Origin of the sequence: Paenibacillus amylolyticus, assembly GCF_051136285.1 — a bacterium.
Lineage (GTDB): Bacteria > Bacillota > Bacilli > Paenibacillales > Paenibacillaceae > Paenibacillus > Paenibacillus amylolyticus_F.
Map to the genome: position 1 here is coordinate 2,672,196 of NZ_CP194938.1, position 17,104 is coordinate 2,689,299.

Below are 17,104 nucleotides of genomic sequence, written 5' to 3' on the forward strand. Positions count from 1 at the left end.
AAAAGAAATCGTGAATTCTGGAGAATTCTGTGTCTATCTCTTTATATCCATAAAAAAACAAAGGGCTGTCCCCCTGCCATCTTGTAGATGACAAGGGGAACAGCCCTCTCGTTTAGACCTAAAGGTTCAATCTAGCATTATTTGCGTCCTAGACCTAAATTAACCGCCAATCTCAATCAGAATCTTCGCATGGCTCTTGTCACTCATCAGCAGCTCAAGTCCATCCTGCACAACATCATCCAGCTTAATTTTCTTCGTAATAACCTGTTTTACATTCAGGGTACCTTTGGCGATCAGAGCGATGACCTCAGGGAAGATGTGTCGATACGCCAGTGTAGCGGTCAGATTCGCTTCTTTCACTAGCATATCGAAGAAATTCACATGAAGCGGGTTCGGAATTGCGGCAATCACCACAACCTCCCCACCTTTTTTGATCACTGACACAGCACTGTCCATCGTCGGTTGCACGCCTGCTGCTTCGTATGCAATATCAATTCCACCTGATTGCTGCGTAATGACCTGTGTTGCATCCACCTTACTGCTATTGACCGGAATTGCGCCAAGTTTGGCTGCCAATTGAAGACGATCTTCGAATACATCAACGGCGTATATCTCGGAAGCTCCGGCTGCTTTTGCCGACAAGATCGTTAGCAAACCAATCGGCCCTGCTCCGTATACGGCTACCTTATTTCCGACTTTTAACTTACTATGACGCACCGCATGGAAAGCAACGGCGGTCGGCTCTACGAGCGCCCCTTCTTCAAAAGATACTTGATCTGGAATCGGGTGTACCATATAAGCCTCGACCACTACATATTCGGCAAAACCGCCATCCCCGTTCAATCCGACAAATCCAAATTGTGTACATTGATTATATTTACCTTGAATACAGTACTCACAAGTCCCACAGTGGTAGAGAGGCTCCACCACCACGCGATCACCAATATTGATGCCGCTTACATGATCACCTAGAGCACTTACTGTTCCTGCAAACTCATGTCCTAGTGTCAGTGGTGCTTTTTGTCCTGAGAGCGGGTGATTTTCTCCCTCTTGGATACCTATACCATGATGATACGCATGTAAGTCACTACCGCAAATTCCGGCATACTCCACTTTAATCTGAACCTGTCCTGACTCTGCAACAGGAACCTCTCGATCTTCCACACGCACGTCTTTATGACCATACCATACTGCTGCCTTCATCCTGTACATCCCCTTTTATTTAAACTGTTAATACAAGAATGTCCCGCTTGTCTATATATTATATCGCTGTTCACTTATTATTCATATTTATAGATGCTTATGTTAACATTACTTAAACTAATGTTAACAGGGAGGATCGTATGAATCTGGAACAACTTGAATACGTCGTCGAAATCGCTAAAACTCAATCCTTTTCCGCTGCATCAGAGCATCTCCATGTCACTCAATCCGCGATTAGCCAGTCGGTTCAGCGCCTGGAAAAAGAGCTGGGGCTGGTTCTATTCGAGCGATCCAGACAAGGGACTCATCCTACAACGGAGGGCAAACAATTTATCGCCAAAGCGCTGGACATTTTACAACGAATTGATGAATTGAAATCCTTAAATGCAGCCACCTCTACGCTGACCGGTGATCTTCATGTGGCTACTTTCCCGAGTGTTATGCCTTACTTGGTGCAATCGGCTGCCGACATGAAACGTGATCATCCGCAACTGATGTTATCGATTGAAGAGAAAGGTTCCATGGAGATCATCGAAGATATTCGTATGAACAAAACACACTTGGGTTTTATTGCTATCTATGCGAAACAGCTACGCGAATTGGATGGGCTACATTTTACACCGATGTATTCAAGCAAACTTGTTGTATGCACGCATCAACTTTCCGAACTGGCAAAGTACACACGCATCGCCCCTGAACAATTAAAAGACCATAAGCTCGCATTATATCGGGACGGTTTCATTGAGGATTTCCTGCAGGAGTTCTCCTACGAATATGGTTCACTTTCTATCTTATTCAAGACCAATAATTCAGAAGCTATTAGCACCGTTTTAAAGAATAATATTGCTGCGACCATCGGGCATGACTTTTCCTTTCACCAGCATCCGCTCTCGAAAGAAGGATTGATCAAAATGGTCGAGATCACCGAGATCCAGCAACCGAAGATGCAAATTGGCTTCGTGCAGACAGAATCCAGAGAGGCTGCGGCTGCGGCAGAACAATTTGCCCGGCGCTTCAAACAAGCGATTGAACTGGGTCATCTGTGATCTGTGACTAACGACTATTCCCCATAAACTGCTGTCTCTGCGATATTACTATCTACACTAAGCAAAAAAAGTGTTCCACCACTTGGGCAGAGCACTTTTTCTTGTTTCGTTCCTTTTTTGTATTTCTTTTTACACCTTCACTTGTTTTACAGCCTCACTCATCTCGTTCGTCTGCTGTTCCAGCATCGTAGACGTTTCCGCCACCTTCCGGAACATCAACGATTGATCCTGCATCAAACGATAAATCTCATCCGAATGATCCGACACACCTGCGGAAATCTGTGAGATGGTGTTGACCGAAGCTGCCGCCTCTTCCGATCCGGCCGTAATCTCTTCAGCCGCAGCAGAAACTTCCTGAATGCGCTGGGTGACCAGTTGGAACGCATCCACAACTTGTGAGAATGCCTGCTCTGCTTCCATTGTAAATAGGACACCCTGGCCGATCTCCTGAGCAGTAACACCCATTCGGGAACCAATCTGCTGTGACTCTTGTTCAATACGAAGTAATAAGTCGGAAATTCGTTCCATAGATGTACTGGAGGCTTCAGCCAATTTTCCCACTTCTTCCGCAACAACGGCAAAGCCCTTCCCATGTTCACCCGCATGTGCCGCCTCAATGGAAGCATTCAGTGCGAGCAGTTTAGTTTGACTTGCGAAGTCACGTACCGTATGCAGTGCACCACCGATCTCAGTAGAATAGTTGTTCAGCACCTGCACCATCGTGGTAACCTCTCCAGATACTGTCGAGATGTTTTCCATCTGTTTCTTCATCACCGTCATGCGCTGCTGCCCGGATTCCGCCGTAGCCAGTGCCGTTGTTGCTGCATCTGACACCACATTGGAGGATTCAGATATATCGTTAATGCCTTTTGCAATCTCTTCCATGGCATGTGCACTATCGCTTGCACTTTGCTTCTGGGTATGGGCACCTTGTCTGATCTCCTCGACAGCACGATCTACCTTTTGACTCATAGCAAGCATCTCTTCGGTACTTCGGTTAAACTCTTTGGTGGATTCGGATAACAAGTCTGTCGTTGAAGCCACTCCTCCAACCATATCACTTACAATTTTGTTCAAATTCTCTGACATATGTATCATCGCTTGATATGTCGTGCCGATCTCATCTTTGCTCTTCAAACGATATGCCGTCAAAATGCGATTAGCTTCGGCCAGCTCGCCCTGTGCCATCTTTTCCACACTCGATTTCAGCGGATGTAGAGGGCGCAGTCCTCTAACGATAAACCACATCACTATAGCAATACCTACCAGTGTAGCGACCAGCAGGATCACATACAACGGAAGACTTGATTTCAAAATATCTGTTTCAATACCTTCGATAACAGATATTCCTGTATCAATGCCAATCACACCTGCAAGAGCACCGTTGTTATCCAGAATGGGAGCATAGGAAGAAATATAGTCGCCATACTCTTCGTTATTAATGATCGGTGAACTTGCTGTCTCCCCTTGCAGCAACTTCTGCACGGCATCAGCAGGAATATCCGTCACTTCGTTGATTGATGAAGCTTTATTCGCGTCCTTCATGCCGTCTACCACCATGAGGGGGCTTCCTTTATCGTCGATTTTGACGAAATACACATACATCGCACCGATACGTTCACGGAAATCGTCCAATTCATCCCGAATGCGGAGATATTCCTCATTTTCCTTGGGGTCCTTGGCAAACTTAGCATATGCTGCTGTATCCAGCTGCTTCACATAACTCTCGGCAATCTGAATATTGTAACTCGTGATAGCCCCCTGCGCAGCTAGCTTCACATTAGCAATCTGCGTCAGCATACTTCCCGCTGCTATAATCGTAATCACCAGTGTAACAATAGCCGCAATGCGCACAACCAGACGTTTCCTGAAAAAACCGATCATCTGCTCCCTCTTCCTCCCCACGAACCCAAGCCTTTTTGACTAGGCCGTACCCAAAAAACATATGTTTAAAGCACTAAGTATGGGAAAATAGTATATGAATATGTCGAAATACGCAAGAAAATATTGGATTCACATAAAAACGCTATCATTGATGTGTTAGCTTTGGTATTTGGTACTTTGAAAAGGGTTGTGGAGCGAGGTGCTCTCTAGCTATAAATAAATTCAGTTCAGAAGTTTCTTTATTTACTTTTCAATTCAGGAGAATGTGCATGACCATTAGGATCTATGATATATTTGGCGCTCGCCTCTCTATCTGAGATAACAATTGTATATTCATTTTCTGCATAAAAATCGTTTGAATCTATATTTACAGTGACTAACCAAACAGCACCATTGACCTTATCGAACTCATGATAAAACCTAATAGTACGCTCCAGATTTTCCGAAATATCACCTGACAATTCATATTTATTTTATATTGTTGAGCAATATCTAAAACCATATTTAATGTTAAATTAGGACTCATACCTCCGCCTCCATTCATCATTCGAATCCGCTCCACTCAGGTGGAGGCCACTCACTATTCTTTAATTTATACATATACCTTTGTGAAAATAAAATTTCTTCAAAAGTGTATAACTCTTTATTTTTCATGATCTGATTATATACATGCCCTTCTCTTTCTAATACGGATAGTTTCAGCTATTCCTCTTTCCCAATTTCTATCCAATGTTTGGCATGATAGGACCCATGCATTGCACTTAAATATGTGGGCTCTTTTTTCAATACAATTTGACCATTTTTAGGATCAAATCCACCTGCTACATATTCGGGCAAGATCTTCCCCTTCCCATCAATAACCACCTTAATATTCTGTTCCTTCATATCTTTTGTAAATCGTTTTAATTCACGAACGCTTATTATTCTTTGACCATTAGGTGCAAGTTTAAGCTGTCCACTTACGGGCATATCTGCCCATTCCTTATAATCCAGATTAGCCGTCTCCATCGAACGATTAAACGCACTAACCTTGGTACCGCCTCCTGACGAGGTCAATAGATTATGCGGCTTAATCTTTTAGTTCCTATTACCCCGAGTATGTCCTATTTGTAACAGTCTTTGTTACCTAGCTGTAGCCACACTCCCTATCCATAAAAAAAATCCCGACGCAAGCGCCGAGATCCTTCATTCTTCAATGTAACTATTCTGTTGATCAAGAGATGATTCTGAACAGTACCGACCAGATAAACTTATTATTTATCCACTACAGCGCCCAACGTTACCCCTCTGACATACGGCTGACCGACATAAGTATATCAAAATCAAAACTTTCTATTGCCATTTTGATATGAATTCATCTATATTATTAATTAATTGATCAGTTAATTAATTAATGTGCAGATAAAAGAAAGGAGAATTTTTGTGGCCAGAACTGTTAATGAAGAGAAAAGGCTTGAGCGACGTAAGCGCATCTTGGAAGAAGCTGTCGTCTTGTTTGCTGAAAATGGGTATTCGAACACCACAACGGCTCTTATCGCAAAGAAAATCGGTGTGACCTCTGGAACCATATTTCAATACTTTCCAACTAAAGAAGCTTTGTTTCATGCGGCTGTCCTGGAACCCCTTGAAGATATCCAGATGAAATCCCTTGCTTTACTCCAACAAGATGAATCACCAGCAATATTGATTAAGAACATGGTAGAAGAACAATTCAACCATATTTACTCTTACACCAATGAGTTACGACTGGTCCAGTCTGTCCTGGGACAACGAATCCGATTCCCGGAGCTTACTCAGCAGGTTCTGGACAGTATAAAAGTAATGACAGATACGATTGAATCCGTTTATGCAAAGGGGCAATCCATAGGAGAATTCAACCCCGCTTTCTCACCGGCCATGATCTCACGGAGTTACATCTCATTCTTGAATGGAGTAGCACTGACGCTTGGAGAAGCTATTGTTCATCATCCGGAATGGGAAAACCTGAAGGCACATGCCTATTATTTGTTTGCCCCCGTACAACACAGCAAGAACTAACACTGGAGGAACTAAAATGAGTCAACCACAAACATCGATCGAACTCGATTCGACATTTAAAGATCGCATTAAAAAACATACGAAACTATTATGGAGCCTGGGAATTGCACTCGTACTTATCTTAACTGTTGTGTTCTTCATATCTTATAAAGTCGTAGACATCCTGTTACACCATCCACGAGATACCAATGTAAGCTATGAATTGAACATAGAGAAAACACCTTATGAAGAAGTCCAATTTAAAAGTCTGAAAAACGACAATACGATACGTGGAACCTTCTTCCCGGCAAACGTGTCCGGCAAAGCAAGTAACAAAACACTTATTGTTGTACATGGGTATACAAGTAATCGCCTCGTCAAAGGACGTACGCCAAAGTTGGCAGAGCATTTCATCCCGAAAGGTTATAATATATTAGCCTTTGACCTTAGCGCACAAGGTAAATCCGATGGTGAGATGATTACACTCGGACTACGTGAGAAATATGACCTGCTTGCAGCTGTTGAGTATATGAAATCCAGAGGTGTGGAAGGCGAGCACATTGGAGTCATTGGCTTCTCTATGGGGGCTGCTACGTCTCTACTCGCTACAAGTGAAAGCGATGATATCGAAGCTGTCGTGGCAGATAGTCCGTTTCGTAATGCCGGTTTATTTTTAAGAGAAGGTTTGCCTGTATTCTCCGGTTTGCCTGCATTCCCATTCGGTTATACTTCCACATGGATGGCTAATTGGGCCTTCGACGTTGATCTTGATTCTGTGTCCCCTATGGATGCAGTTAAAAAGATGCAAAATAAACCGGTTATGCTCATTCACGGTACTGGAGATCAACAGATCAGTTATACAAATTCAGAAAAGATCTATGAGAACTTGAAGGATAACCCGAATGCAGAGGTATGGTATCCAGCCAATACGGAACATATCGATGCTATTAATCATTATCCAACGGAATATTTTGCAAGAGTAGACCGCTTCATGGATAAGCATGTAGGCAAATAAATAAATAAATAAATAAATAATAAATCCGTTAAAGTCCGCGGTACAATCAGACATCATCTTACTCTAAGAAACAGCATGCATACGCTTATCAAAGAAGGTACAGACATCTCATCAATCTGAGATATTCCGTACCTTCTTTTCGTACTAAGCTCTTTAAGCTGATTTTCTATTCATCTTGCGGAATCGAATCAAGGACCAGATCGTCAGGAATGCAAGTACGCCGAGACAGATGCTGATACTGAATCGATTTCCCTCATCGAATACAAACATCAGAGCAATGACACTGAGTATCAGAACAACCACTCCGGTGATGTAAGGGAATCCCCATACCTTAAATGTAGGCTGAACCGGGTATTTCCTGCGCAATTTGAGCTGTGAAGCGGCGATGCAGATCCAGACCAGAATTACGACAAACCCTGGAACAGCCAGCAACACTCTAAACAATTGATCTTGTGCAAACAGTCCTAACATAGAACCTGCCAGCAGAACAACGGTACACACCAGCAAGGTGTTGATCGGGCTGCCGTTGCGGTTGGTTTTGGCGAGTGCTTTAGGTGCCTCCCCGCCGACAGCCATGGAATGCATCATACGAGATGCTCCGTAGATACCCGAGTTCGCCGCGGACAGCACCGCAGTCACCAAGATAAAGTTCATAATATGTGCAGCGCCCGGCAATCCGGTGGATGCTAATACCTGAACAAACGGGCTGCTTTCCGGCCCAATCTCATTCCAAGGAATAAGACCACAGATGATCAGAATCGGTAATGTGAAAAATAAAATAATTCTGAACATGAAATTGCCCACGATCTTGGGCATCACTTTCTCTGCATTTTCTGTCTCCGTCAAGGTCAGGCCGATTAGCTCCGATCCCCCATACGAGAACATAACCACCAGCAGCGCCGAGAAGATCGACGTCAATCCGTTCGGGAAGAACCCGCCAGATTGTGTATAGTTTTGCAGGTAAGGTGTGTTATCACTTGGAATAATACCAAAGATCAGTCCTGCCCCGAGCACAATAAAAATAATGATCATGGCAATTTTGATCCCGGCTAACCAAAACTCGAATTCCCCAAATACACCCACGCTGAGCAGATTCACCAGTATAATGAATGCCGCACACGCCAGACTGAGCATCCATAACGGTACGTCGGCAAACCAATATTGCAGGAAACTGCCCGCCGCGATGACCTCGATGACACACACCGATAACCACAAGAAGCAGTACATCCATCCCATAATAAACGAAACTCTGCTTCCAAACGCTTCCTGTACAAAATCTTTCATATTTCTATTTTTGTACACCGTAGCCATCTCTGCCATGGCAGCCATAACCACAAGCAATAATAATCCGGCAAAAATGTACGTCACAACGACACCTGGGCCTGCAAGCCCAATCGTACCTGCACTGCCTTTAAAAATGCCTGTCCCAATGACACCACCCATCGCCATAAATGTGATGTGTCTGGGTTTTAATTTTTTCTGTAATGATTCTTCCGTCTGAGTCTGAGCCAATTGAAATCCTCCTGAGGTACATAACGTCTGTAATCCTTGTCTATTTTTTCAACCTATAATCATGTCCAGTATACCCTATCAAAGATGAAACAGCCCACCCATTCTGTATGGCCAATTCATCCCAAACATATGACATGCCTATGATTTATACCCTTTAAGTGTACAAAGTAATCGGTACGTTGCCCATGTTACCAAACTATATCCTACCCCGTACAGCAGCCATGCATCCAGATTGGCGCATTCTCTGATGCGTCACAGCGTTCAAATCCCGCATTTTAGTTTACCACTTTTTGCGCTGTATGAACTGTATCAAATGTTTCATTTTTTCTCCAAAACCCTAAACACTTCAACGCATAAATAAACGTCAAAAAACCAGCCTCCCTTTACTAGAGAGACTGGCTTTCAACCAGATTCATTATCTATGATGTTATCCAATAACTTTAGTCATAAAGGTACTATTTGGGTCTAGAACATAATCTGCAAATGGCTCGCAATATTCAAAACCAAAGTCTTCATATAGCTTACGTGCCGGGATGAACGAGTCCATCGAACCTGTCTCCAGACTGATGCGCTGATATCCGCGAGATGTTGCCTCTTCCATAATATGAGCCAGGATTCGGCGAGCTACCCCTTTGCGCAAGTGGGCGGAAGCCGTACGCATCGATTTCAGTTCACCATGCTCCGCGTTCAGTTCCTTGATCGCCCCGCAACCGAGCAGTTCATCTCCGTCCCATGCACACCAGAACGTAATCTCGGGTTTCTTCAGTCCATCCAGATTCAGTGCATGTATACTTTCCGGCGGCGAATCCGCTGCCATACCTAGCAAATGCTCCGCGATCAACGCCTTTACCTGAACCCCACTCAGATCATCCACTCTTATTTCCATCGTCCCCACTCCTGCCGACATTTTGTAAATTATAAATCTATACGAAGATCATCAATGAATTTATTTTACAACGATGTGAGGTTTTATGACAACAGGAGCGGTACGTTCTTTTCAAATGAATTAATTCATTCATTTCAGCGCTATGCAGCTTAGTTCACATTGAACATCATGACTGCTGATACGATACAGCCGTCATCTGGCATGGCTCACAAGCAAACATGTAATACACACCTTCACCATTTTCCTGAATCAACTCACCGTCCAGTTGACCAATTGCCTTCATCGTAGCAGAGCACGCAGGGCATGCTGGATAATCTGCATCCTGCACCCAGCCGGGGTGACCCCCAACCTGAGATATGGAAGGTTCCATCGCCCACTCACTACCATGAAAAGGCTGACGCGGTTCCGACGCGATACGGAACAAACGCCGCTGTACCTGCTCCCGCGCCACTTCTGTCCTTTCTCCCTCGCCAGCAAGGCTACCTACATCTAAGGTGCTTGAACTAACTCCTGAAACATCTACTCGCATCTCTTCCATATCAATACCATCAAATCCATCTGGTTTCACATTATGTCTACTCCAGATCGGATTCCCTGTTGCATCCATCTCCATGTACACTACGCTGTAACTGCTGCAAACCAGACAAGTCTGCACATCAAGTTGTGGAGAGTTCCAGAGAACAGACTGAAGCGCCGGATGTTTCACTTGTAAATTCATTAAGCTGATTAATGAACTACTACACCATGGACAAAGACTGGAGCTTGGTACAAGCAAAGAAACCGGAGCACCATCAAGGTTTTCCATCTCTCTTCCCGCCACGTTCCTTTCCCCTACTTCATATAGTGAATAACTCGGGGTGATAAACAATTCTCTGGGTTGACCTTCTTCGGTTAACTCCCAACCCGCCTGCAACGTGTAACGCTCAGGTGTGACATACAGCTCGTTAGCCCACTCGGGCGGAGATTGCTTCCACCGCCAGAACTGTTGTACAACAACTTCGTCACCGATATAAGCCAGCATGATCAGGATATGGTTGCGATTCTCATCATCCGTATTCACCTGTTGTAACAGATGATCTCGCGTCTCAACAGAGGCGCTTTTGAACAAAACCGCTGGATAAACGATCTCCCGCTCCAAAAGCTCCGGAATCTCCGCAGTCAGGGGCAGATCATGATAACACACAAGGTACTGCAAAATGTCCTTGCCCGTGTCCTCATCATCGGAGCGAATCAGTTCCATCGCGTATTGCTTTATCTCCTGTTGCTGCTCTGCTGATAGGGACAGATACACCTGTTCCATGGAGTTTTTATACGGTACATACCGAATAAGTTCATCATATGTGCGGGGTTCATGCATGATTTTCAAAATCTTCACCGCATCCGTAATCCCCGCATACAGATCCACATCGCGCCGATTCGCTTCAATGTAACGCTGGTGTGCCTCACGTTCCATCTCCTGCTTGCAAGGCATACAGTACCCGCCCGTTTTGGCTGCTGTCGCTGGTAAGATCATATGGTCGCATCCTTCACGTACACACGGAATACGTTCTGACATGCTTCAGCCTCCTCACGAGTTATGAATGATGTCCGAGCTGTTCCTTGGTGAATTCGTAGAATGCAAGCGCGTCCTCACGGTTAGTAAAACCCGCCTGAGCCAATTTCTCACTGCCACCGCCTTTACCCTGATAAGCTCCCAGATTGCCTTTGAAAAATGGCCCGCACGCCCATTCCGGCGGCTGTCCGTTCTGTGCCAGCACAACCTTCGCTTCCGAGATGCTGGCAAACAGCACTAAACCTTCATGCTCTGCGGTAAGCTTGGTCGCGAGGCTTTGCATGTCCTTGAGTGATTTGTCCTCAAAGATCCGGGCAATGACCAGCCCTTCCCGTGCGGCGAGCAGTTCCTCGGCGTAGTAAGCGTCATTCGTTGCTTTTAGCGCATTCAGCTCGCTTTGCAGCTGCTTCTGCTCCTGTTCCATTTTCTCAATACGCTCCAGAAGTTCGTCGCGGCTTGTCTTTAATTTGGTCGTAATACCATTCAGTACTTCCTGTGCTTCCTTGAATTCGTTCAAGGCTCTTGTGCCGCATTTAAAATAAATCCGGGTGCCGCCCTTGACCTTTTCGGTTTTCAGCAGCTTGATGATGCCAATCTCGCCCATTGCCGCCACATGTGTGCCGCCGCAGGCATTGTACTCCACACCTTCAATCTCCACGATGCGAATGTCCTCTGTCACCGTCGGTTGCTTCACCAAAGGCAAACGCGCCGCTTCTTCCGCCGTAACCCATGAAGTACGAACCGCTGCGTTGTGAACAATCTGCCGATTTACCTCTTGTTCAATCCCTGTGAGCTGTTCCGCGCTGAGGGTCTCCGCAGCTACATCAATTGTTGCGTAGTCCGTGCCCAAGTGAAAACTGAGTGTCATGGCATCCCTCAATTTTAGTGTAATTGCCGATAACAAATGCTGGCCCGTATGCTGCTGCATGTGGTCGAACCTTCGCTCCCAGTCCAGTTCACATTGCACTTCATCCTGTTCCGGGGAACGCTCTAATTTGTGCCATACCTCTCCGTCTTCCAGATTCACATCCAGAACAGCAATGCCGCCAATCTGCCCCAAATCACACGGCTGCCCGCCTCCATGCGGATAAAATGCTGTCTCGGCCAGCGTAACGTATACGCCATCCTCCCTGCTTATGCGGTTTGTAATATGTGTATTCCACTCGCGTGTGTACGCAGAGTCATAGTAGAGTTTTTGAGTCATTGGAATGATTCGTTCCCTTCTCGTTCAAGTGGTTAGTTCTATTATCAGATTACACTATTTCCCATAGCTAACGCCAATATTGCCACTTCGATCTTCATTTTTATGCAATTGAGATCATCCTGCAAATAATAAGCGATGGACTAGGTTCTCTGACTGAGATATCAGTTCCGGTCTACTAGAGTAAAAGGCTGGGCAAAACCCAGCCTCTCCTCATCAAACCGTACGTGAGGTTTTCCCTCATACGGCTTTCCGATGTTTGTCATTCATGGGCGTGCAGATTTTACAATAGCGTTTTTAATTCATATTGACTGGCGATGTACTTCACCTCGGCTATTGAACCTATCCATTTTCTGCGTTGTCTCTTCTTCGCGTACCACCGGGTTAACCGTTGCAACATATACCAGTCCAGCTTCGCTAATCTCTTTTGGCTGTAGCTCGTGTAGTAATATTTTCTCCACCCTTGAATCTTCGGATTGAGCCATTTCACTTGTTCCGCAAATGATCTGGATCGCATACTCGGTGGGAATAATCGCTCTTTAATGACTCCACGAATACGTTCTTCCGCCTTTTTGGTTAGCCATTGCTGCGTGGTGTAATATACCTTCCCTTGCGACGTTTCTGCTTTCGTTTTGCGGTGGTGCATTCCTAGAAAGTCGAATCCTTCGGCTCCTGTCCATAGACCGACAATCCGGGTTTTGGTCGGGTGTAACGTGAGCTCCAGACGTTCCATGATTCTGCGTATAAGTTCAAATGCATGTTCCGCATCCTTTTTGGTTTTACAGACCACGACAAAATCGTCTGCATACCTTGTCATTTCTCCCAACCCACTTCCGTGTTTCTCCCATAGCCGTTCAAAGTAGTTCAGATAGATATTCGCTAGAAGCGGTGAAATCACGCCACCTTGCGGTGTTCCTAAGTCGGATCGCCTCACCTTTCCTTCTTCCATCACTCCCGCTTGAAGCCACTTCCGTATTAATTTCAAGATTCGCCTGTCATTGATACGCATTTCCACCAGTTTCATGAGCTTCTCTTGATTTATATTGTCGAAGTAGCCTTGGATATCGACGTCGACTACCCAATTTCCTTTGCGGTTGCAGGCTTTCCGAATTCGTTCTAGCGCTCCTTTTGCACTTCGTTTCGGACGAAATCCGAAGGATACTTCCTCGAAATCTGCTTCAAAGATCGGTTCAATCACGAGCTTGGTTGCCATTTGTATGACTCGATCGCGCACGGTGGGGATGCCTAGCGGTCTTTGCTTCCCATCTTTCTTCGGGATATAGTGCCGCCTTACAGCCTGCGGATGATATTTGCCTTCTTTCAGTTCTCGCTCACATTCCGCAAGGAAACGTGTCTCTCCTTGCTCCTCAATCTGTGCGAACGTCACCTCATCTACTCCCGCAGTTCCCTTGTTCGCTTTCACCCGTTTCCAGGCTTCACACAGCACATCCCAGCGGTAGACTTTGTCGTACAGAGCATGAAATTTACGCTTCTTGTTCTCCTTGGCCACATGACCTAGCTTTTCTTGGAGTTGTTGAACTTTTTCCTTTGGTGTTGTTAGCCGGTTGGCATTCACTCACTCGTACCTCCTCCAAAAGCATAAACAAAGCAGAGCCCCTTCCCTCCCCAAGGTTATGTTGTCCTTGGGTTCTTCGGTACTATGAGCCCCTCGGACTCCCTTCCCACAGACGTTTCACTTCGTCTTTTGGACTTATAGAGCGTCTCTTTACGGGGGTTTAAAAAAAAAAATCCCGTGTGGGGGAGGGTCTCCCCAGTTCACTGCATCCTCTTTCAGACCATGCCGCTCCCTTTACGCCGGAGGATTCTTCGCTGTCGCTCCAAGTTCCAAACAGTTTCCTTGGCCTTCGTCGATATGAGCGCGACTCGGCTTCCTCTTGTCCCTCTTGCGAGGCCTTTTTGACGACGCGGCAGAATTCACTTGATGTTACGGCCTGGCATGTCGCTCGCCCTGTCTCTGACAGGTACTTTTGTCGATACGCTTTTACGTACAGATTTCGCCATACGCAAGTATCCTAGCTACGCAGGGGCTTGGCCCCTCCTGCGACCGGACTTTCACCGGCTAGAAGATGCGTGCTTTGCTGGGCACGCCCCAATATAAAAAGACCGCTCTGTAAGCCACAGCCTACAGAGCGGTCTATATTCTATCCAACGTTTGATGTAACAAACGTTGGATATGGACGTCCCGATAGATTACACCGGAACGGAGATGACAGACTAATGCTGGAGAAGCGGAGCGCTCGCCTTTATCACCCGATTTTCCCCTAAGGAAAAAGTTCAATAAAAATTGGGGGATAACAGCGATCGAAAGCATAGTCAGTCATCGGAGTGGTCAGTGTAATCCATCAGCCACGGCCATATCTTTTTTTAAAAATTAAACCAAGTTCCAAAACAGCACCGTATTCGCCACCGTCACCATCGTAAACAGCAACGTATTTACAAATGCCGCAAGCCATACATTGTTTGTTTTTTCAAACAATTTGCGTGCGTACACCGCAGCGATGATCAGACATGGTACCAGCGCAAACAACAGGATGCCGTTCAGTGCTTGAGTTGGATACAGCGCCACACCTGTCATAAAGTCTTTGCCATACTGTGCCAGCATCCACAATACCAAGCCACCAACGTTCAAGACGATGGCAAGGAACATACCGCCGCGTTTGCCGCGGGTATTTGCATTCAGGGCAACAGCACTCACGAAGTAATAGATCAGGAAAAGTGGTGCATAACGCAGTGCAGTCACGAAATGCTCCTGTTCAAACGTACGTACCGCAAACGTCCAGATTCGGAAGTCCGTTCCGAAGATGGCCTGCACCGCGAACAACAGTGCATACCCGATGACAATAGCGAGTACAGCTGTTACAAGGCTGGCAATAATCGTTCCGATATTCAAACTAATACCGTAATCACTGAAACGGGTACCCGCATCTTTTTTGGAGAAATAGTGGAAAGCAAAGGTCACCAGAATCATAATCAACGCCGATACCAGCGCCCAGTATACAATCTGGTTCGTGGTTGGTTCATTGAAATATGTGCCTGTAACAACAATTTTGCTTGCATAGTTGAACACAATCCACATCACCAGGGATACAACAGCCAGTAATACGCTGCCTACGCCCATGTTTTTCATCCGGCGGCTTGCCGCATAATCATTCTTTTTGCTTCCAGCCAAGACAAATCCAATCACTGCACCAAGCACACTTGCGATCAACAGGATCAGAGCAATGATACGCAATACATTCAGTCCGTCAGCCGATTTATCCATCAGCGTTGGGAAAAGAATAGCCGGGATCAACGTGCTGAACGCAATCGCGAGCCAGTAGATCGTTTTTTGCTTGCCGCTTACGGCTGCGGATACTGTTGCAATCTCGTTGCTAACCGCCTTACGAAGCAATGGCAGTCTGAGTAACAACGTAATCAAAGGCACGATCATCAGGAAGAAACCGATCAATGCTACGAAGTTAAAAGCTTCCTTCGCCCACCAGATTTGATTGCCCGATCCCAGATCCACATTCGTCTGGTTTGGTGACGTTACACCATTGAAAGCATGTGCGTAAAAGTCGATCAGATGTCCTGTCGTGGTTGGCGAGAAATGGTTCCACGGGTGAGTCTGATTCGGTGTGAACATAATGTGCTCACCCGTCTGCGAAGGGCGTACCACTTTGCCATCAACCATCAGGTCACCGGACGGTACTTCTGTGAACTTGTCCGTTTCCGCTCTTGGCGCGTCTGCCGCCAGTCCGAGGAATGCTTTACCTGAAATCGTTGCAGCAAAATCCTTACGCATCACGGTACCTTTGATTTCTTTTTCAGCGGCTGTCTTCTCTTCGTCGGATTTATTGAAGAAAAACTCGTCATACTTACCCGCAATCATACCTACTGTACGGCTACCAAAAGCAGCTTGCAGCTGATCCTGCGGAGCTACCGCAGCGGCATACGAATAATCTGCCCCTACAGAGATTCCTGTATAGATCATACGATGTCCTGTTTGCAACGAAGTCATCTCATCCATGTACATGGAGAGCAGCGTTGAGAATCCACCCATGGAGTGACCGCTCACAGCAACGTATGCATTGCCTTTATCATCTTTTTTGGTGAAATCCTGATCATAAATATATTTAGCTGCATCGAATTGAGAATAAATCCAGAATGTGCCGAACATATCTTTCACCGGAATAGGTGCACTCCAGCGGGAGTCCCCGTGATCATACATATCGAGCGCCAGCACGATGTAACCACGTCTGGACATTTCAATGGCAGGTGCATCCTGCATTTCTTTGGTGTTCAAATAACCATGCGTTGTAATAATAACCGGTCTTTTGTCATCAGCACCCGCTCCCTTTGGCATGTACAGCAGACCCGACAGCGTTCCGTGGTCGGCCTGGAATTTGATCTCTTTTACCTTGACGGAATAGAAGGATGTGTTGAACATACCGGCAAACAAGCTGCCGAAAATGACCAGAACGAGTGATAAAACCAGCAACCCCTGTGGTTTTTTCAAGAATGATGTGACTGTTCTCATTGGTTGGCTCCTTTAATAGTTCAAATTATATAGATAGATAGATATCACTATGCATACGCTTCCCTCAAGGAAATGAGCAAAACAGCATGTCATAATGCAGCTAACAATACAAGCCAAACCATAGATCTGTTTTTAATTATTCAAATTCAGTGTAAATGAGTACATGTAAATTTTGACTCAATATGGCCTAAAAAAAGCACACATAACGACGCCGGACTCCGACGCCGTCACCTGTGTCAGTTCATATCT

The 17,104-nt window shown here is 45.6% G+C and carries 11 protein-coding genes and 1 pseudogene; 3 read left to right on the forward strand and 9 right to left on the reverse strand.

Features of this window, described 5'->3' with window-relative positions:
* Window positions 1-159: 159 nt before the first annotated feature.
* Window positions 160-1,203 carry a 2,3-butanediol dehydrogenase gene (locus ACR8BL_RS11810; protein WP_434752786.1) on the reverse strand — a complete coding sequence of 348 codons (1,044 nt, stop codon included), beginning with the start codon at window positions 1,201-1,203 and terminating at the stop codon, window positions 160-162.
* A gap of 140 nt (window positions 1,204-1,343) precedes the next feature.
* On the opposite strand from ACR8BL_RS11810, the gene ACR8BL_RS11815 reads away from it, so the two are divergent.
* Entirely contained in the window at window positions 1,344-2,249 is a 906-nt protein-coding gene (locus tag ACR8BL_RS11815) for a LysR family transcriptional regulator (protein ID WP_434752787.1), read from the forward strand.
* 129 nt (window positions 2,250-2,378) lie between these two features.
* Here ACR8BL_RS11815 and ACR8BL_RS11820 read toward each other — a convergent pair whose 3' ends face one another.
* Entirely contained in the window at window positions 2,379-4,133 is a 1,755-nt protein-coding gene (locus tag ACR8BL_RS11820; protein WP_434752788.1) for a methyl-accepting chemotaxis protein, read from the reverse strand.
* A gap of 543 nt (window positions 4,134-4,676) precedes the next feature.
* Window positions 4,677-5,141, reverse strand: a pseudogene (locus ACR8BL_RS11825) (zincin-like metallopeptidase toxin domain-containing protein).
* A 414-nt stretch (window positions 5,142-5,555) separates the two neighbouring features.
* On the opposite strand from ACR8BL_RS11825, the gene ACR8BL_RS11830 reads away from it, so the two are divergent.
* Window positions 5,556-6,170 (forward strand): TetR/AcrR family transcriptional regulator, encoded by a 615-nt coding sequence (locus ACR8BL_RS11830; protein ID WP_434752789.1) that lies wholly within the window; start codon window positions 5,556-5,558, stop codon window positions 6,168-6,170.
* A 16-nt stretch (window positions 6,171-6,186) separates the two neighbouring features.
* Window positions 6,187-7,164: an alpha/beta hydrolase gene (locus ACR8BL_RS11835; RefSeq protein ID WP_434752790.1), complete on the forward strand. Its 978-nt coding sequence runs from the start codon at window positions 6,187-6,189 to the stop codon at window positions 7,162-7,164.
* A 153-nt stretch (window positions 7,165-7,317) separates the two neighbouring features.
* On the opposite strand, the gene ACR8BL_RS11840 is transcribed toward ACR8BL_RS11835, so the two are convergent.
* From ACR8BL_RS11840 to ACR8BL_RS11865, 6 genes are all read right to left on the reverse strand, one after another.
* Window positions 7,318-8,676, reverse strand: a complete 1,359-nt coding sequence (locus ACR8BL_RS11840; protein ID WP_434752791.1) for an amino acid permease — start codon at window positions 8,674-8,676, stop codon at window positions 7,318-7,320.
* 427 nt (window positions 8,677-9,103) lie between these two features.
* A complete protein-coding gene (locus tag ACR8BL_RS11845) occupies window positions 9,104-9,562 on the reverse strand; it encodes a GNAT family N-acetyltransferase (RefSeq protein WP_434752792.1) in 459 nt (152 codons plus the stop codon).
* Between the two features lie 166 nt (window positions 9,563-9,728).
* The gene (locus tag ACR8BL_RS11850; RefSeq protein ID WP_434752793.1) at window positions 9,729-11,117 is read right to left on the reverse strand and encodes a DUF1963 domain-containing protein; all 1,389 of its coding nucleotides are present in this window, start codon (window positions 11,115-11,117) and stop codon (window positions 9,729-9,731) included.
* 19 nt (window positions 11,118-11,136) lie between these two features.
* Window positions 11,137-12,318: an alanyl-tRNA editing protein gene (locus tag ACR8BL_RS11855; RefSeq protein ID WP_434752794.1), complete on the reverse strand. Its 1,182-nt coding sequence runs from the start codon at window positions 12,316-12,318 to the stop codon at window positions 11,137-11,139.
* A gap of 280 nt (window positions 12,319-12,598) precedes the next feature.
* Complete coding sequence (gene ltrA / locus ACR8BL_RS11860) at window positions 12,599-13,891, reverse strand: group II intron reverse transcriptase/maturase (protein WP_434752795.1); 1,293 nt, start codon at window positions 13,889-13,891, stop codon at window positions 12,599-12,601.
* Between the two features lie 816 nt (window positions 13,892-14,707).
* Window positions 14,708-16,855 (reverse strand): alpha/beta hydrolase family protein, encoded by a 2,148-nt coding sequence (locus ACR8BL_RS11865; RefSeq protein ID WP_434752796.1) that lies wholly within the window; start codon window positions 16,853-16,855, stop codon window positions 14,708-14,710.
* Window positions 16,856-17,104 lie beyond the last annotated feature (249 nt).